We start from the raw sequence: 17984 nt of genomic DNA on the forward strand, positions 1-17984 counted from the left end.
TGAACTCGGGCCGGAGCGGGTGCAACTCGGTCCATAATCGGATGAACTCGTGCCGGAGCGGGATCAACTCGTGCCATAATTGGGTGAATACGGGCCGGAGCGGGAGCAACTCGGTCCATAATCGGATGAACTCGTGCCGGAGCGGGATCAACTCGGTCCATAATCGGGTGAACTCGTGCCGAATGAGGATCACCTCGGTCCATAATCGTCTGACCTCGTGCCGAAGCGGATGCATCTCGTGCCATAACTGCCTGAACTCGGGCCACAAGCAGATCAACTCGTGCCATAATCACCTAAACTCGGGCGAAAGGAGCAGTAACTCGGTCCATAATCACCCAAACTCGGGCCACAAGCAGAGCATCCCGGTCCATAACCACCCAAACCCAAGCCGAAGTTACTCATTATAGTACACTACCCAGACAATCCACTCCACAAAAAAAGGACTCCAGCCTCAACTGGAGTCCTCCCATAACCGGCACTTTATTAACTTTTATCAATAGAACCGCTTATACCCTTCAAAATGCTTTTTCCAATATGGATTGCTTACGCTAGAGATCTGCACACCATTCGATCCAGCGTGAATGAATTGGCCACTGCCTAGGTAGATTCCTAGATGTGAGATTCCGCTCTTATAAGTGTTCTCAAAGAATACGAGATCGCCGACTGCGGGTTTGTTTACATAGAATGAGCGGTTGTAGTATCCTTCGCTTGATTGTCTGCCGATGCTTTTGCCTGCTTTATTATACGTGTAATAGATGAATCCGCTGCAGTCGAAGCCGCTTGGGGATGATCCGCCCCATGCATATCCTACGCCGTTTAGGCTTTTTGCTGTACTTATTAGTTTATCGACATTATTATCGACACCAACTGAGGATGAACCGCCTGAGCTGACGTTTTCGGATGTATCTTTATCGACTGTTCCGTTCCCGGCAGCTGCGCCAATGTTCAATTTCTGTCCGATGTAAATTAAATCTGATTTCAGGCCGTTCCACTTTTTCAAATTTGCAACGGTCACGCTATTACGTGAGGCGATGGCTGATAATGTGTCGCCGGATTTTACGGTGTAGACGGTAGATGATCCAACCTCGGCACCAGAGCTTGTCCCACCATTGGAGCTAGTATTACCGCCTGTATTTGCGCCAGCCTCAGCGCTCGATCCAGATCCAGCACCCGATGAAGCTCCCTTAGAAACAACAAACACATTCCCAGGATAAATCAAAGTTGAATCCAAATCATTCCATTTCATCAGATCCGCAATGGAAACATTATGCTTAAAGGCGATAGCGCTCAATGTGTCGCCGGATTTCACTGTATATGTACTCGATTTCGTTGTAGATGGTTTAGTAGTTGTAGTAGGCTTAGTAGAAGATTGGGTTTTTCCGCCTTCTGTTTCAATTACTTGATTAGGAAAAATAATGTCGTTTTCTAGATTATTAACCGCTTTCAATTGGGAAACGCTTGTGTCGAACTTTTGCGCAATGGCCCATAGTGAGTCCCCACTCTGTACTTTGTAAGATGCTGCTTCCACTTCATCAGCCGCGAAGATTGCTGATGCAATTGCTGCACTCGCCGTTACCGACATCATAATTTTTTTACTGGCCACTTCTCTATCCCCTCTCATCTTGAAAATCCTATAAAGTGACATAATTATACCACGGAAGTCTAAAAATTTAATAGATTTATTTCACATTTGTAACCATATTGTAATATACAACCTTGGACGTGTAGGTGGGACATGGGGACGGGATCCGTGTCCCAGCAAAACTTCCATATCTCAACATGTTCCTTTTGTCTCTCAGTCACAATTACTTAACCATACTTAAACCAAACATGGACGAAAACGAGCAAAAATCGGTACAAACAGTTCCGTTTCAATTGAAAATAGAATGGATAACCGATTTTATTGGATTTTTGGGTGGGGCTATCCAACCGGGACAAGAAACCTGCCCCCACGTCCCACACCCGCCAAGCCAGGAACCCCGCACCCAGCCTCACTCCACGCACCACCTGCACCCGGGACAAGAAACCTGTCCCCATGTCCCACCAGCTGTGGCATATGACGATACGTAAATGGAAACTCCTCTTCTTTACAGGATGGGCGTTTTATTTCGCCATCCGTCCCGAATTCAACACCAAATATATTTCCAAAAAATTACTTTTATATGACCATATTTTACAACAATGTATACTTTATAACTGTTACAATATAATATATAGGTATAAATACTCAATAAGCGCAGCTAGAGATAGTGAAAATATGAATCTATTAGGGGTGCATGAGATGATTGATATTCATTGTCATATTTTACCAGATATTGATGACGGTGCGAAAACATTGACAGAAAGCATGGCAATGGCGCGGGCTGCTGTTGAACAAGGCATTCATACAATTATAGCGACACCACACCACCGAAATGGTCGATACAACAATGAAAAGCAGCATATTTTACAGTACGTGAGTGAGCTAAATGATCATTTGCGGACGGAGGCTATTCCGTTGACGATTTTACCTGGGCAGGAAACCCGGCTCTACGGGGAGATGGTCACCGGTTTGGAATATGGCGAATTGCTGGCACTTAATCAAGACACGTCCTATCTTTTTGTCGAATTTCCATCGAATCATGTACCGCGTTACGCAAAGCAGGTGTTGTTTGATATTCAGGTGGCTGGATATATCCCGGTTATTGTGCATCCGGAGCGGAATCAGGAAATTTCCGAGTATCCATCCATTCTGTATGAATTTGTGCGTAATGGTGCCCTTTCACAGGTGACTGCGGCTAGTGTTTGTGGGAAGTTCGGGAAAAATATTCAAAAGTTAACCCATCAATTAATCAAGGCTAACTTGACCCAGTTTATTGCTTCAGATGCACATAATACAACGTCACGCGGGTTCGTCATGCAAGAGGCCTACCTGGAATTAAGCAATCGGCATGGGGATGATGTTTTTAATATGTTTAAGGAAAATTGCCAGTTGCTCATCGACGGGAAAAATGTAAATCGAAATGAACCATTACCGGTTAAAAAGAAAAAGTTCCTAGGCTTTTTTTAAGAGGGGAGACGCTACAAAATGTACAAAAACAATCAGGATCAACTATCTTCTAGCTGTCAATTATTAGGATATGTATAAAGGTGCATATTCTATTTTGTGTGATTATAAATAGGAATAATAGAATTAAGCTTGATATGGTCATGATGGGAACATTTCATACGAAGCAGCGGGTATATAGAGAACACACCGCTTCTCTCGGAGTAAATGTTATCTCGTAAAAGGAGTTGGTTTTTTGATAAAGGTTTTGCTAGTTGAGGATCAGCGATTATTTCGTGAAGGTGTCGAAGCAATAATTGATAAGAAAGACGACATTCACGTAATCGGGATGGCGGAAAATGGGGAAGCAGCCATCAAACAAATAGAAAAAGAAGTACCGGATGTTATCTTGATGGACATCCATATGCCGAATATGGATGGGATTAAGACAACCGTACATGTAAAAGAATACTACCCAGATGTGAAAGTAGTAATGTTAACAACACATGCCAAAGAAGACCTGATCATTAGGGGGATTAGTGTTGGAGCGGATGGCTTTTTACTAAAGGAATTGTACGCAGATAGTTTAATTAGATCGATACGAGACGCTGCTCGGGGCCAAGTTGTATTGTCAGGCGAAGTCGCAAAGATACTTGCCAATAGGATTAGAGTACTAACCCTTAACAAAAAACAAATTCTCGCCAAGCGGCTAGAAAACCGAGGGATGCATTTCTCGAATCGGGAATTGGATGTTGCGTACCTGTTTATGGAAGGTCATACGAACAAATACATTGCCCAAAAGTTGTTTCTTGGGGAAGGAACAGTGAAAAATTACATAAGTGAAATTTACAACAAATTAGGTATCCACAATCGCACGGAAGCGATCGACTTTTTAAGGGGAATCATGGACGGTAAACATTTTCTACCTAACCTGTGGCTTTTTCCTCATCTATTCACTAAAAAATATGACCAACTCTTTACTACAATTGTAAGGTAACACATATAAGGTAGTTTCCTTATTTTTCAAATCAATGAAGAGGCGATTATGGATATGATTCGGATTTGCTTGATTGGGAATGATGATTTTTTTATAGCGATAAAGAATGCGGTTTGGGGTCAAACTGACATGAAAGTGGTTGGGTATTTGGTCCATGCCAATGGAACGGCTGATATACTGAAACAAATTGACCCAGATATAGTACTGTTCCATCATGAATGACCATGCCTTTCTTCCTAGCGAACATGTTCAAACGTTAATGGAGCGTTCGATCTATTTGGAAAAGGTGAACAAGAACATATTCATCAAAAGGCTTCAGGAGCATAACATTCATCTGACCAACCGTGAGTTAGGGGTAGCCTATCTCATGAAACAAGGATTAACGAATAATCAAATAGCTAATCGACTTTTAGTAGCTGAAGGAACAGTCAAGGTTCACATTACACACGTTTATAGCAAAGTGGGGCAGAAACGGCGGAAGGAAGTGGTAGCGTTTTTTAATGATGTTTTTACCGTGAATGAGCCCGTTTAAATTACAAAACTAGTACTTAAATCGGTGACAGCGTGGTAATTATTTATCTCCCCATACTTTGGCACGGCGAGCGAGAGTGACAAAACGATTAAACCGTGGATGGAATGCTCCCTGCGATTATTGCTGCTAGAAAAAAGGGTTTTAAGATAATCTATTTGCACCCAATCGATCATACACCCCTTAATCACATTGATGGAATTGAGTTTCGTCGCCTATTAACATATACGAGATTAAACGAAGAACAAGAAAGAATGATGAGGCAATGGTCAAGTAAGCACAATTGGAGTACAAGGGTACAGGTGAAAATTTTACGCTTAGCAAGAACAATCTCTGACCTAAGCGGAGAAGATGAGATTACAAACGAATCTATTTGGGAAGCTATCACAATAAGTTGTTATCAAATAAGAAAACAACAGAGGGGCATGGTGAAATAAGATGGCGAGAAAACTTCGTGTTTGGTATCGGGTGTCATGTACCACATTACATATCGTGGAAACTGTTATTTTACGATATTCATAATAATCGTGCATATTTAGACATCTTAGAAGAGACTCGTATTTACTATCCATTTAATCTTCATTCATATTGCCTCATGACAAACCACGTACACCTTCAATTCATCATTTAGTCGGACATGTTTTCCAAGGACGTTACGGAGCAGAACTGATTGAAACAAAAACTATCAATTGGAAGTAAGTAGATATATTCATTTGAATCCAGTTGAGGGAAATATGGTAACCCGTCCCCAACAATATCGTTGGAGCAGTTACGCAGCCTATGTTACGGATGTAGAAAACCAGCATGTTAGAACGGATAAGTTATTGTCTTATTTTTCGAAGCAGGAAAAGGAGAATTATCGGTTGTTTGTGGAGGGGGATGGGGTTAGATTTCCGCCACGTTATAAAGAATATGTAATTGACATTTGGGATATCCGCCCTTTCACATATTCCGTCTTTTCCATATGTTAATATTGTAGCTTTTGAAAGGAGGATTATTAAGAATGAGTGCAGAATTCGGTTATGGCAACGGTTTTGCATTAATCGTTGTATTATTTATTCTTCTAATTATTGTGGGAACATCTTATGTAGGTGGTTATGGCGCATATTAATATAAGTAATTGAAAGAAGCATGGGGACGGACGCTCCCTGTGCTTCTTTTGCTATTGTGTTATGTGAAATTAGGGATATGGTTTATATAGTCAATCAAGCAGTTGTTATACTCGGAGAAGTATACGGGTGAAAAAGTTAATTTGTGAGTTGTTTGAGGAAAACCAGGTCAATGAGTCAGGCCTCCACTGTGTTCAAGCAATTGCACTTTTGAAAATCCATTCTTATACAAACGATGAATCTCGATGTAATCCATAAAACGGTTCACTCCTAACTCCTCACTTTCAATAGACTAATGTAAGTATATTAATTCTTAAATGGGAATTGTGCATCCGGCACGGACCCATTGGATCATCCTACGTCATATCCGTTTCTAGTAGATTCCCTTCGTCAATTTTCAGTTAGTGGAAGTGCAGACCTGTCTCGGGTTATACACCTAGATAAGGTAGATACCGTTTATAACATTACGATCGATATTACGGGGAAAACAAAAGAGGGTAATCACTTTAATCGGACGGTGGTGGATTCGGTTTGTTCTGGTGCCAGTTTTTCTTTAGCGCACTGAACCTTTCATAGCCTTTATATACCTAATCAAACCTGTAGTTGGGCCAGCTTAGTTATGGTTTATTTATTGCATTAGAACTTACGAAAAAGCTTTTAGAATAGGGGATTGGGGCAAAGATATCCAAGTTTATTGCAAGACATAAACTCAATTGTTGTAATCTATTCCTTTGCAGTATCAAGATATATTAACCTATACTAGATTAATATATTTGAATATTGGGGGAAAGCGCATGTTAGAATTGCTACATATTCTAAAAGACATCTTATTACCTGTGTTTATTATTATGGGAATCGGATACTTTATGCAAAAGAAGTTCCGACTTAACCTGGAGACACTTGCCAAACTGAACATTTATTTTCTAGTTCCTGGATTTATTTTTGTTAAACTTTATAGTACCCAATTTTCTGTGAAGGTTTTTACATTTGTCGTCCTTTTTTTTATCGCGTATATCGCCATTCTATTTTTGATTGCGAAAGGGGCTGCGAGATTACAAGGATTTGATCGCGGGAAAACTACCACATTCTCCAATAGTGTCATTTTTTTCAACTCTGGAAACTATGGGGTGCCGGTTAATGATTTGGTGTTCAAAGGTGATCCAATGGCGATGTCGATTCAAGTGGTTATACTTACGATGCAAAATATCTTAACCTTTACATACGGCATTTTCACCCTTCAGTCCGTTAACATTGGAAAATGGAATGCGTTTTTGGGTTACTTTAAAATGCCTATATTGTATGCGTTAGCCGCAGCAATTCTTTTAAACACGTTTAACGTTTCTTTACCGGAATTTATATGGGTACCTGCAAACTATATAGCTGATGCAATGATCGCAATGGCCTTAATATTACTCGGGGCGCAAGTGGCGCAGCTAAAATTCAAGTCGGAACTGTCATCTGTTTATATTAGTATTTTATTAAGGTTAGTAGTTGGGCCATTAGTCGCTGTCGTAATCATTAAGCTTATGAACTTAGACGGTATTGCAGCGCAGGCATTATTAATTGCATCAGCTATGCCTACATCGGTAAATAGTTCGGTAATCGCTCAAGAATATAATAATCACCCACAGCTTGCAGCACAAATTGTGTTATTTTCAACAATCTTCAGTGCGGTCACAGTTACTGGAACCATTTATCTTGCACGGCTAATTCTTTAACTACGCTTTTGGAAAATGGATCGTGTTTAAAAAGTCTTTCTTTGTTCTAATTACATGGTTTCGAGCATGTTCACGGGCAGCTGCTTTATTTTGTTCTAAAATAGCGCTAACCAGTTGTTCATGCTCACTGACCGATTTACTAGTCTGGAAGCTGACGAAATCCGGAAATTGCGGTTGAAGACCATTCCATAAATCGGAAAGGAGCGAATACAGCCTCGGACTATTGGAGGCCTTCCAAATTAGTCGGTGAAATTCCTCATTCAATTGAACGTAGGTACCTCCTTCTGATGAGGTTATCTTATCATGGATTTTTTTGAGCTCCCCAAAAAACTCCGGATGATCACAAGCTTTTTCCGCAGCCATTCCCTCCAAGAATGCACGAATATTGTAATGGTCCTCCACATCTTCTTCCTTTAAACCAATCACAACTACCCTGCGATTACTTTGGATATGGATAAGCCCCTCTCTATCTAGCACTTGAAATGCTTCGCGTACTGGCATGCGTGAAACACCTAGCAAACTGGCAATTTCCTCCTGCGTTATTTCTTGTCCTTGTTGTAATGTTCCGTTAAAAATGGAACTTCTAAGTGAATGAAGAACTTGCTCTTTCGTTGATAATCGTTTAATTTTTTCCATGGTCATTCTCCTTTTGTCCGTATTAACTGGCAGTAAAACCCTCACTTCATGAATTTGAGGGTGACCAAGAATTATAAGTAGGGGTCAACTGCCTGTTAAAGCTAAGGTTTCTGTTCAACTAGCATTCAGTGGTGGATAAAGAAACTCCTTACTGAATATAGTTTCCCTCGATAATGTTCACTTACTTTAAATTATAAACTATTTGACAATTTAATAGATAGCAAATATAATTATCTTATTAATTTTGGATACAAAATACATTATACAGAATCCAATAGGAGGAATAAAATGTTGCCCCTAGAAGGTATTAAAGTTATTTCATTGGAACAGGCAGTAGCTGCTCCATTTGCATCTAGGCAACTTGCTGATCTTGGTGCACGGGTTATTAAAATTGAAAGACCAGAAGTTGGTGATTTTGCCAGAAACTATGATCAGTCAGTAAAAGGAATGTCTAGTCATTTTGTTTGGATTAACCGTTCCAAAGAATCTCTAACACTTAATTTGAAAGCGGATACAGGTAAATCTATATTTAAAGATTTAGTACGAGATGCGGATATTGTGATTCAAAATCTAGCTCCGGGTGCAATGAACCGACTCGGCTTTAGTAATGAAGCACTTCACAATATAAATGATAAATTAATTATTTGTAACATTTCTGGTTTTGGATCTGATGGGCCTTACGTGAATAAGAAAGCATACGACTTACTTATTCAATGTGAGTCAGGTTTACTCTCTATTACAGGAACAGAAGAAACACCGTCTAAAGCGGGGATTTCTGTAGCTGATATTGCGGCAGGGATGTACGCGTATAGTGGTATCCTAAGCAGTATTATTAAACGCTCGAAAACCGGTAAAGGAGAGGTGCTCGATATATCCATGTTAGAAGCATTAGGGGAATGGATGGGATATCCGTTACATTATTCCTTGTATGGTGATACGGAACCCCAACGCACAGGCGCTCAGCATGCAACGATTTTCCCGTATGGTCCTTTTCAAACAGCTGGTGAAGAAACGGTCTTCTTTGCCATCCAAAATGAGCGGGAATGGGTCAATTTTTGTGAAAATATTCTCCATAAGTCTGATTTGGCGGGAGATATACGCTATAACAACAATTCAAAGCGAGTGGAGAATAAAGAAAGTCTAAGGGAAGAAATAGAACAGGTTCTACTAAAGAAAAGTGTAAAAGAAGTCATGAGCGAATTGGACGAAAATAAAATAGCCAATGCCCAATTGAAAGGGATGAAACAATTCGCCAATCACGAACAGCTGTCTGCTAGAAATAGATGGATAGATGTGGACACACCGGTAGGCAAGATTAAATCCTTGTTGCCGCCAGCTGCTAAAAGTGACAAAGATATTAAGAACACACCTATCCCAGAAGTTGGTCAGCACACTGCTAGAATTCTAGAAGAGTTAGGGATATCTGAAAATAAGATAGAGCAATTAAAGAATTCCCAGGTTATATAAAAGGACTGATATCATGCTAAACAGGTCGCTATTGTTTGTACCGGCAGATAAAGAAAAGATGTTATTAAAAATAAATCAATTGCAAGCAGATGTTATTCTTATCGATCTGGAAGATGCAGTGGCAATTGGTGATAAAGCAATCGGCAGAGATCTTATTAGGAGACATATTGATCAGTGGAGGAAGCCGGTTTTCATTCGGGTGAATAGTATCGAGACTGATGAATTCCAGGAAGATATGGATTTGCTAAAGCGGGTAAGTAATGCTGAATCGTTAAAAGGGGTCATGTTGCCAAAAGCCTCTTCAGAAAACGATATCAAAACACTTTCTCGGTATCTTAAGACCGCTGAACGACAGAGTGATAAAGCTGCTGATCTCTATATTATTCCTTTAATTGAAAGCGCATTAGGGGTGAAAAGGGCCTATGAAATTGCCACTGCTGACCAGCGTATAACAAGGTTGGCATTCGGGGGAGTGGACTTTACCAATGATATCGGGGCAGAAGTAACCATAGAAGAGAAAGAATTACTTTACGCCCGTTCTGAAATTATTTTATCTTCTCGTTGCGCACATATCGGGCAGCCAATCGATACGGTCTACACGGACTTTAAAAATATAGATGGGTTCAGCAACAACTGTGCATTTGCCAAGTCGCTAGGATTTGGAGGAAAGTTATTAATTCATCCCGCCCAGATTGAGATTGCTAATACGACATTTGCACCAACCGCAGAGGAAGTCGATTTTGCAAAAAAAATAATTTCACAATCTACTGCAGAAAAAGGATCCTTTCAATTAGACGGTAAAATGATCGATAAGCCTATTATTGAAAAGGCCCAAAGAATACTTCATGATTATGAATCCATAAAATTGAAAAACTAGGAGGTAAGTTGAGATGGGAAAACAACAAGTTCAACCTGTTGAAGAATATGACACAAAACCGAAGTCATCCTGGAGTCGGGTGAGTATTTTTAATATACCAATTGTTTGGTTTGCTGTTATAACGGTTTTAGCATTGGTTGCGATGTACACGGATAATCTGCCAGCAGGAATGATTGGCGGGCTATTAATAACGATGGTATTAGGTGAATTATTTGGCTGGATTGGTGATCATACGCCTATTATAAAAAGTTATTTAGGTGGTGGTGCAATTCTGGCTATATTTGGTTCCGCTTTCATGGTATATTCTAATCTAATGCCAGATCATACCGTTACCCTTATTACTGATTTTATGAAGTCAGGAGGATTTCTGAACTTCTATATTGCTGCTCTCATAACGGGTAGTATCCTAGGGATGAATTCGAAAACATTAAAACAAGCGGGTGCAAAATTTGCTTTGCCTTTACTTGCTGCAGTAACTGTATCCATGTTATTAGCAGGATTTACCGGATTAGTAATAGGTTATGGTTTCAAAGATGCGATACTTGTTATTGCCATGCCTATCATGGGTGGAGGAATGGGAGCAGGAGCTGTACCGATGTCCCAAGTATATTCGGAGATTTTAGGCCATGATCCTGCTTATTATATTTCAATATTGGTTCCGGCTTTGGCACTTGGTAACGTTTTAGCAATTATTTTTGCCGGATTACTAAATAAGTTAGGTGGAAAGTTCCCTAAATTAACAGGGAATGGTCAATTAATGGCTGGTTTTCATGTAGAGACAAAAAAATTAAAGTATAATATTGGCGAGATGGGAGTAGGGGTAGTTGCAGCTTTAATGTTCTATGTGATTGGGCAAATCCTTGGAAATTTTATCCCTTTACATCCATACGCATTGATGATTATCGTAGTAGCCATATTCAAACTTGCTGGCTGGTTACCAGAAATCGTTGAAAACGGGGCAAGCCAGTGGTATCAATTCGTTGCTAAAAACTGGACACTTGCATTGTTAATTGGTATTGGAGTGGCGTACACCGACTTGGATTCTGTCATTCATGCTTTAACGTTAGAATATGTCCTTCTTGTTGTAAGTGTTGTACTAGGTGCAGTAATTGGTGCTGGTGTAGTTGGGAAACTCGTTGGCTTTCATCCCATTGAAGCAGCGATTACTGCAGGATTATGCATGGCCAACATGGGAGGTACCGGAGATGTGGCTGTATTATCCGCATCGAAACGGATGGAATTGATGCCATTTGCTCAAATATCATCCCGTTTAGGAGGAGCACTGATTCTGCTGATTGCCGGGTTGATTGTACCGTTGTTATAGCGGAACTCGGGGCAGAGTCCCACGTCCTGTTGGGTGAAATAAGGTGGAAGAAAGAGACATTCTAGATTGGAATGTCTCTTTTTTATCCAAGCTTTTGCTTCGGTGCCTGTCACTTCCCGGATTTTGTCGAATGGTAATAGAGTCGAAAGGAAGTAAGAAAAACTAAAGTAGCAACTGAATATTGTCAGGCTGGTTGATTGTCATGCATAATGTTGACCTAAACTATTAAGATCGTATATCCCACAATGCAGACAACAAAGTGCCATCATTTAACTATCGCAGTGTCATTTTATCAGAATTCGAGAGAGCTAATGCATCCATTGCAAAATGAATCACCGCAATAGATATGAAAAACGGCCTCACATGACAAAAGAACCGCAACTTTGTCCCCCTCCCACCCTAATTTACCTACTTGCATTAATCAGTTATAACTGGTTTAATATAAAAATATCCTACAAAATAATTAGAATATTTAATAAAAATAACAACTTTTCTGACATGAATGTTAGCTCTACTGTATATAATATATCTAAATAAAAGTTGTCTTTTTATATCCTCTTTTGTTCTTTATTGGGAACAAAAGTGTCTGTAGTAAGGTCAGTATAGGATAGGAAGTGATAACTTGCAGGCTAAGCCGAGCAGAGCAAATTTTTATGAGGAATATGGTACTGAAATAAGGTTGAGAGATGTGAACCATGGACAGATGAAGCGGTATTTGATCGGAAAGAGAATGATGGATATTGTTCTCGCGATTTTATGTTTGCCGTTTGCCATGTGTATCATAGCGGTATGTGCGTTATTCATTAAACTGGAAACACCTGGTCCTATATTTTATTGCCAGGAAAGGGTGGGATTGGGTGGAAGGTATTTTAAGATATATAAGTTACGGTCGATGTATGTTGATGCCGAGAAGTATGGGGAAAGATGGGCATTAGAAAATGATCCACGGGTGACGAATGCGGGAAAATGGATGAGAAGAACCCGGATCGACGAGCTGCCGCAAATCATCAATATTTTAAAAGGAGAAATGTCTTTTGTAGGTCCCCGTCCGGAGAGGCCGACGTTTACAGCACAGTTTGAAGAGAGTTGTCCGGGGTTTGTAAGCAGGTTACGGGTGAAACCGGGATTGACGGGTATAGCGCAAGTTAATGGCGGATATTGGCACACACCAAAGGAAAAACTGAAATTTGATTTGCATTATATTGAGAATCAGGGATTGAACACGGATATAAGAATACTACTCAAAACAATAAAAATTGTATTATCAGGAGATGGAGCCAGATAGAAAAAGTGGTTCTTTTATTAGCATGGAGTGTTCTTTATTGACAATATTATTTTGTTCAATTGTTCTTTATTAAGAAAGCAAACATAAAATAAACGGGGGTGATTAAATGAAGTGTCTGATCGTTACTACATTAGATAGGCAGGTATCCTTATTTTTACTCCCACATATCGATTTACTGCGGGGAATGGGGTATCAAGTTTCTGTAGCAACATCACTTGCGAATCAATCACAGTTGGAGGAAAGGCATCCGGCTGTAGATTTTCGGCATATCCCTTTCTCACGTTCGATTCGTAGTCCCTTAAATATACGTGCATTTCGCAAAATCAGGAAATTGATGCTCCAGGAAAAGTTTGATTTCGTTCACGTTCATACACCGATTGCGGCATTTATCACCAGACTGGCAGCTCCCAAACGCCAGAAAATGATCTACACTGCACATGGCTTTCATTTTAATGAAAATGGCTCCACGTTAACAAATCGACTCTTTTATTTTGCTGAAAAAATAGCGGCGAGAAAGACAGATCAACTAATTGTCATGAATGAGGAGGATTACCAAAAGGCGACGGAATTTATGAGTCTCGACAAGATCCACCATATCCATGGTATTGGAGTGGATAGTGCGTATTTTAACAAAGATTATTCTACGGAGGCAGAAACAGCGCAGCGAAAGGAAATGTTGGGCATCCCGAAAAATCACAAGGTAATCACCCATATTGCGGAATTTAATGAAAACAAAAGGCAGATTGATGTCGTGCAGGCAACGGAACAATTAAAGGAAGTATACAAGGATTTCGTGATTTTACTTGTTGGGGATGGTGTATTGTCAGATGAGATAAAACGGGAGCTAAAGGACAGGGAGTTAGGCGCTTATGTTCGCTGTCTAGGTTTTCGGGAAGATATTCGCGATATTTTGAGTGTGACGGATATTGGTTTATTAGTGTCTTTACGAGAAGGATTACCGAAATCGTTAATGGAAATGAAGGCGATGCAGATGCCAATCATTGTTACAGATATCAGGGGAAATAGAGAACTTGTAGAAGATGGAAGAAATGGATTTATCGTCCCGGTAAAAAGCCCTAAGAAACTTATGCACGCACTCCATACGCTACTTGAAGATGAGAAGCTATGCCGAGAAATGGGGAGAAATGGAAGAAGGGAAGTGGTCATGAAATATGATGTGCAGCTCATTCTTAAGCAAACCAAAAAGGTGTATCAAGGCATCAATGCAGCAAAAAGCGATCTCGTGAAGGGGGAAGAAATGGGCGTGATGGAGCGAAGTCAATGATAGCGAATGTTGGTGATGGGATATGAATAATGCGGGTCAATTTATTATTTCGCTTGATTTTGAATTGAATTGGGGAATGTTCGATGTCTTCCGGGAAAATAGGTATAAAGACAATTTACTTGGTGCACGGGAGATTGTTCCATTGCTGTTGCATAAATTTCAGCATCAGGATATTCACGCAACATGGGGGATTGTCGGCTTCTTATTTTTTTCCAATAAACAGGAACTGTGGAGGATGATCCCTGATGTTCAACCACAGTATGCGAACCCGAATTTATCGGCATACCACCAGATTAAATCTATCGGTGTAAATGAAGCAGCGGATCCTATCCATTTTGGTGCTTCTTTAGTGGAGCAGATTAAGGAATTTCCCAACCAGGAAGTAGCGACACATACATTTAGTCATTATTATTGCCTAGACGCGGGGCAAGATCAAGAAGCGTTTGCGGCAGATTTACAAACAGCGGTAGCAGTAGCACACCAGCACGATATATCGATCCAGTCGATTATTTTCCCCCGTAACCAAATCGCGCTGGACTACTTGCCTATTTGTAAAACCAATGGAATTCATGCATACAGGGGCTGTGAATCCCATTGGCTATACCAGGTGAACCCGGATGGGGACGGGAAGGTGAAGCGGTTGCTCCGATTACTGGATAGTTACATCAATATCACCGGTCACCATATTTATTCATTGGATCCCCGTGATGAACAGGAATCGCTTATGAACATTCCTTCCAGCAGATTTTTACGGCCATATACGCCAAGTTTACGTGCATTTGAATCACTTAAACTAAGACGAATCAAGAAGGCAATGACCAAAGCCGCAAAGGAAGGTAAGCTCTATCATCTCTGGTGGCACCCGCATAATTTTGGAGTTCATCAGAAAGAAAATCTACAGATGTTGGATAGGATTATTACACATTTTCATCAACTTCGAAAACAATATGGAATGGAAAGTGTAACAATGCAGGAGGCAAGTGAAAAAGTGGTGGAGCCAATTGCGGGGGAAAAAGACCGACAAAAATACGGGTAAAAATGTGGTGTTGCACATGCGCGGACTATCAACAAAATGGATTGACTTCTTGTTCATCGGGCTGATGGTGTTTTGCCTGCCCATTATGTTCCATCTAAAACTTATCATCCAGTTAAATGCTTCCGTCAGTGATCTTGTCATCTTTATCATCTTGTTTTGGGTTATGACACAAAGGGAAAATAGAAATCTACTGATGATCGTTCTACAAAAATATTGGCTGATTATCCTTTATTTTCTCCTTCTGATCTATGCCTGCATTGTAAGCATGGCGAATTATATAACGAATATGTATGTCGACCTTCCCTATGGTATAGCCGCTATTTTAAAGCTATCGGTTAACTTTATGTATGTGGTCATTTTGCTAATTTTTATCGAAAAATACCGGGATGAAATCGTCCTATTCCTTTTTCGCTGGTGGAAGCGTGCTGCATTCATGATCGCACTCCTTTGCATGCTCAGTATGATTCTATTTCAGCTGGGAATCGATAATTGGCTATCCCTACAAGGGCGGGCCCAGGCAACCTTGAATGATCCCAATTTAGCGGCTTTATATCTAATCGTTTCCTTTTTTGTTATCGCGCTTTCATCTATTTATATGCAGAAAAGGGTTATCTTTAATCTCCCTATGCTACTTGTGTTCCTTGCTCTTATCTTAACTGCTTCTCGTGGTGGAATTTTAAGTTTTGGTTTAGCCATCGGAATGGTGCTCATCCTTAGTCTGTTCGCGGGGAGAATCAAAGAACTGGTTTTGTTTTCATGTTCAGCTGTTCTCCTATTTGCCATTCTTTTATGGATTAATCATTCATCCGAAGTGTTGAGTTTTGCCATGGAACGGGTGACAAGCATTGGTACAGAGGGGGATGGTACTTCTTATCGTCTCTTTTTATGGGAATCGGCTGTGGAGATGTGGCAGCATAATCCGTTCATCGGGGTCGGTATTGGTCAATTTATTCCCTATTCGACGGAAATGTTCGGCTTCACTTTTCCCAATATCCCGCATAATACGTATCTATCCTTTTTAGCGGAGACAGGGATATTCGGATTTGTTTCGTTTATCTGGTTTCCTGTGCACCTTGTTGGAAAACTGGTGCTGGGCTTGGTAAGTACGGGGGCGAAAAAATACTTTTATATATTAATTGGCTTGTTGGCAATCGCTATTCAGGGCATATCCATCAATATCGAAAATATCCGGTTCATCTGGCTTTTTCTAGTGATCGCCTATGTGCTGGTCCAATTAGAACCGGGAGATACTCATAAGTTGGAGGTGAATAAATGAACAATACTACCGCCCCGCACAAGGAAATCGTACAGATAATTAAAAAGCGCCTTGTCTTCATTTTTCTTTGTACAGGTGGGTTTGTAGGGATAGCGGCAATGATCAGTTATTATTTGTTGAACCCGGTATACCAATCATCCTCGCAATTTGTCGTCACGCAACAGCCAAATGAAGCGGTTCAGTTCGGCATCAATGAGATTGAGACGAATTTGGGATTAATTAATACGTATAGTGAGATTATCGAAAATCCAATTATTCTATCACAGGTTATGGAGAAGCTGGATACACAGGTTTCGCTGGATGAATTCCGAAAACAAATAGAAGTAAGCAGTGGGGAAAACTCGCAGGTCGTTACAGTGTCGGCTATTGGAGAGACACCTGAGGTCGCCGCGAAAATAGCCAATCTGGTGGTGGAAGCGTTCAGGGAAGAAATTATGACGATCATGCAGATTAAAAATGTGTTTGTATTATCGCAAGCGGACCCGGATTTGTCTATGGAGCCAATTCATCCAAGGCCCATTTTAAATATGCTGATTGCGGGTTTGATTGGAATTGTAACGAGCATTGGACTCACATTCTTATTCGAGTTTATGAATACAAAAGTGAAGGCCGTAAGTGATTTGGAAGAATTGGGGATAACCGTGTTAGGTGTGATAACAAAAATAGAAAAACAGCAATCTAGTACGCGCAGAAAATCCACGTCTGTTGTGGAGAAGGAGGGGGAAGACATTGAAACATTCTAAGAAAAAGGCAGGAAGAGGCAATCTGGTTAGGATAGGTAGGCAATACAATCCCGTTTTGGAACAGTTTCGCAGTCTTCGGTCAAATTTAAAGTTCGCGACGGATCGCAGGGAACTAAATAGCCTTGTCATTACGTCCCCAAACCCAAGTGATGGGAAAACGATGGCAGCAGCGAACCTTGCTGTCGTGTTTAGTCAGGAGGGAAAAAAGGTACTGCTGGTGGATGCGGATTTACGAAAGCCGAGCATTCATTCTGTTTTCGAGTTAGCGAACAATGATGGCTTAAGTAATTATTTAATCGAGCAAAAGAGCTTGGAGGCGGACGCAATCCCTGCCATTTTTCATCGTAATCTGAACGTGCTTCCAAGTGGGATAATTCCTCCCAATCCACCTGAATTACTCGGTTCTGAACAAATGAGTGAGTTTATCGAAATGGCAAAAAAACAGTATGACATGGTAATCTTTGACACGCCGCCCGTTTTAGCTGTCACAGATGCAACGTTGATCGCAAATCAGTGTGATGGTGTGTTACTTGTTGTCCGCGCGAAAAAAAGTGAACGGAAAGATGTGATGAAGGCGAAGGAACAGCTTTGTTTTTCCGGTGCCAATCTATTAGGTGCCGTTCTCAACGGGAAGAAGACGCATAAAGACTTGTATTATTATCACTAGGAAAGGAGTG

General features: G+C 40.6%; 18 protein-coding genes. 16 read left to right on the forward strand and 2 right to left on the reverse strand.

The window, feature by feature from the left end:
* Positions 1-493 precede the first annotated feature (493 nt).
* Entirely contained in the window at positions 494-1603 is a 1110-nt protein-coding gene (locus tag ACW2QC_RS01685) for a LysM peptidoglycan-binding domain-containing protein (RefSeq protein WP_457542238.1), read from the reverse strand.
* Between the two features lie 678 nt (positions 1604-2281).
* Between ACW2QC_RS01685 and ACW2QC_RS01690 the strand changes: the two genes are divergently transcribed.
* The 7 genes from ACW2QC_RS01690 (at position 2282) to ACW2QC_RS01720 (ending at position 7378) form a co-directional block, all read left to right on the forward strand.
* Positions 2282-3049: a tyrosine-protein phosphatase gene (locus ACW2QC_RS01690; protein WP_457542239.1), complete on the forward strand. Its 768-nt coding sequence runs from the start codon at positions 2282-2284 to the stop codon at positions 3047-3049.
* 232 nt (positions 3050-3281) lie between these two features.
* The gene (locus tag ACW2QC_RS01695; protein WP_457542240.1) at positions 3282-4022 is read left to right on the forward strand and encodes a response regulator; all 741 of its coding nucleotides are present in this window, start codon (positions 3282-3284) and stop codon (positions 4020-4022) included.
* Positions 4023-4070: 48 nt separating this feature from the next.
* The gene (locus ACW2QC_RS01700; RefSeq protein WP_457542241.1) at positions 4071-4244 is read left to right on the forward strand and encodes a hypothetical protein; all 174 of its coding nucleotides are present in this window, start codon (positions 4071-4073) and stop codon (positions 4242-4244) included.
* Between the two features lie 37 nt (positions 4245-4281).
* Positions 4282-4554 carry a response regulator transcription factor gene (locus tag ACW2QC_RS01705; RefSeq protein WP_457542280.1) on the forward strand — a complete coding sequence of 91 codons (273 nt, stop codon included), beginning with the start codon at positions 4282-4284 and terminating at the stop codon, positions 4552-4554.
* Between the two features lie 104 nt (positions 4555-4658).
* A complete protein-coding gene (locus ACW2QC_RS01710) occupies positions 4659-4988 on the forward strand; it encodes a magnesium chelatase subunit ChlI family protein (RefSeq protein WP_457542281.1) in 330 nt (109 codons plus the stop codon).
* Between the two features lie 566 nt (positions 4989-5554).
* Complete coding sequence (locus tag ACW2QC_RS01715; protein ID WP_457542242.1) at positions 5555-5662, forward strand: YjcZ family sporulation protein; 108 nt, start codon at positions 5555-5557, stop codon at positions 5660-5662.
* Between the two features lie 792 nt (positions 5663-6454).
* The gene (locus tag ACW2QC_RS01720; protein WP_457542243.1) at positions 6455-7378 is read left to right on the forward strand and encodes an AEC family transporter; all 924 of its coding nucleotides are present in this window, start codon (positions 6455-6457) and stop codon (positions 7376-7378) included.
* Here ACW2QC_RS01720 and ACW2QC_RS01725 read toward each other — a convergent pair whose 3' ends face one another.
* Positions 7379-8014, reverse strand: coding sequence for a GntR family transcriptional regulator (locus ACW2QC_RS01725; RefSeq protein WP_457542244.1), 636 nt, complete (start codon positions 8012-8014; stop codon positions 7379-7381).
* Positions 8015-8302: 288 nt separating this feature from the next.
* On the opposite strand from ACW2QC_RS01725, the gene ACW2QC_RS01730 reads away from it, so the two are divergent.
* The 9 genes from ACW2QC_RS01730 (at position 8303) to ACW2QC_RS01770 (ending at position 17974) form a co-directional block, all read left to right on the forward strand.
* Positions 8303-9481 carry a CaiB/BaiF CoA transferase family protein gene (locus tag ACW2QC_RS01730; protein ID WP_457542245.1) on the forward strand — a complete coding sequence of 393 codons (1179 nt, stop codon included), beginning with the start codon at positions 8303-8305 and terminating at the stop codon, positions 9479-9481.
* A 13-nt stretch (positions 9482-9494) separates the two neighbouring features.
* A complete protein-coding gene (locus tag ACW2QC_RS01735; protein WP_457542246.1) occupies positions 9495-10358 on the forward strand; it encodes an HpcH/HpaI aldolase/citrate lyase family protein in 864 nt (287 codons plus the stop codon).
* A gap of 13 nt (positions 10359-10371) precedes the next feature.
* Positions 10372-11682 carry a 2-hydroxycarboxylate transporter family protein gene (locus ACW2QC_RS01740; protein WP_457542247.1) on the forward strand — a complete coding sequence of 437 codons (1311 nt, stop codon included), beginning with the start codon at positions 10372-10374 and terminating at the stop codon, positions 11680-11682.
* Between the two features lie 703 nt (positions 11683-12385).
* The gene (locus tag ACW2QC_RS01745; RefSeq protein ID WP_457542282.1) at positions 12386-12967 is read left to right on the forward strand and encodes a sugar transferase; all 582 of its coding nucleotides are present in this window, start codon (positions 12386-12388) and stop codon (positions 12965-12967) included.
* A gap of 106 nt (positions 12968-13073) precedes the next feature.
* Positions 13074-14252, forward strand: a complete 1179-nt coding sequence (locus tag ACW2QC_RS01750; RefSeq protein ID WP_457542248.1) for a glycosyltransferase family 4 protein — start codon at positions 13074-13076, stop codon at positions 14250-14252.
* 22 nt (positions 14253-14274) lie between these two features.
* Positions 14275-15288, forward strand: coding sequence for a polysaccharide deacetylase family protein (locus ACW2QC_RS01755; protein WP_457542249.1), 1014 nt, complete (start codon positions 14275-14277; stop codon positions 15286-15288).
* Positions 15233-16564: an O-antigen ligase family protein gene (locus tag ACW2QC_RS01760; protein WP_457542250.1), complete on the forward strand. Its 1332-nt coding sequence runs from the start codon at positions 15233-15235 to the stop codon at positions 16562-16564. Before ACW2QC_RS01755 ends, ACW2QC_RS01760 begins: the two co-directional genes overlap by 56 nt.
* Positions 16561-17307 (forward strand): YveK family protein, encoded by a 747-nt coding sequence (locus ACW2QC_RS01765; protein ID WP_457542251.1) that lies wholly within the window; start codon positions 16561-16563, stop codon positions 17305-17307. Before ACW2QC_RS01760 ends, ACW2QC_RS01765 begins: the two co-directional genes overlap by 4 nt.
* Complete coding sequence (locus ACW2QC_RS01770; RefSeq protein WP_457542252.1) at positions 17294-17974, forward strand: CpsD/CapB family tyrosine-protein kinase; 681 nt, start codon at positions 17294-17296, stop codon at positions 17972-17974. Before ACW2QC_RS01765 ends, ACW2QC_RS01770 begins: the two co-directional genes overlap by 14 nt.
* Positions 17975-17984: the final 10 nt, after the last annotated feature.

The sequence above is a fragment of the Virgibacillus sp. FSP13 genome, from assembly GCF_054048505.1.

Excerpts from the sequence above, each read along its gene's own strand:
- ACW2QC_RS01750 (WP_457542248.1), top strand. The coding sequence starts at position 13,074 with ATGAAGTGTCTGATCGTTACTACATTAGATAGGCAGGTATCCTTATTT.
- ACW2QC_RS01705 (WP_457542280.1), top strand. The coding sequence starts at position 4,282 with ATGGAGCGTTCGATCTATTTGGAAAAGGTGAACAAGAACATATTCATC.
- ACW2QC_RS01720 (WP_457542243.1), top strand. The coding sequence starts at position 6,455 with ATGTTAGAATTGCTACATATTCTAAAAGACATCTTATTACCTGTGTTT.
- ACW2QC_RS01765 (WP_457542251.1), top strand. The coding sequence starts at position 16,561 with ATGAACAATACTACCGCCCCGCACAAGGAAATCGTACAGATAATTAAA.
- ACW2QC_RS01755 (WP_457542249.1), top strand. The coding sequence starts at position 14,275 with ATGAATAATGCGGGTCAATTTATTATTTCGCTTGATTTTGAATTGAAT.
- ACW2QC_RS01715 (WP_457542242.1), top strand. The coding sequence starts at position 5,555 with ATGAGTGCAGAATTCGGTTATGGCAACGGTTTTGCATTAATCGTTGTA.
- ACW2QC_RS01690 (WP_457542239.1), top strand. The coding sequence starts at position 2,282 with ATGATTGATATTCATTGTCATATTTTACCAGATATTGATGACGGTGCG.
- ACW2QC_RS01725 (WP_457542244.1), bottom strand. The coding sequence starts at position 8,014 with ATGGAAAAAATTAAACGATTATCAACGAAAGAGCAAGTTCTTCATTCA.
- ACW2QC_RS01745 (WP_457542282.1), top strand. The coding sequence starts at position 12,386 with ATGAAGCGGTATTTGATCGGAAAGAGAATGATGGATATTGTTCTCGCG.
- ACW2QC_RS01730 (WP_457542245.1), top strand. The coding sequence starts at position 8,303 with ATGTTGCCCCTAGAAGGTATTAAAGTTATTTCATTGGAACAGGCAGTA.
- ACW2QC_RS01740 (WP_457542247.1), top strand. The coding sequence starts at position 10,372 with ATGGGAAAACAACAAGTTCAACCTGTTGAAGAATATGACACAAAACCG.
- ACW2QC_RS01735 (WP_457542246.1), top strand. The coding sequence starts at position 9,495 with ATGCTAAACAGGTCGCTATTGTTTGTACCGGCAGATAAAGAAAAGATG.
- ACW2QC_RS01710 (WP_457542281.1), top strand. The coding sequence starts at position 4,659 with ATGCTCCCTGCGATTATTGCTGCTAGAAAAAAGGGTTTTAAGATAATC.
- ACW2QC_RS01700 (WP_457542241.1), top strand. The coding sequence starts at position 4,071 with ATGGATATGATTCGGATTTGCTTGATTGGGAATGATGATTTTTTTATA.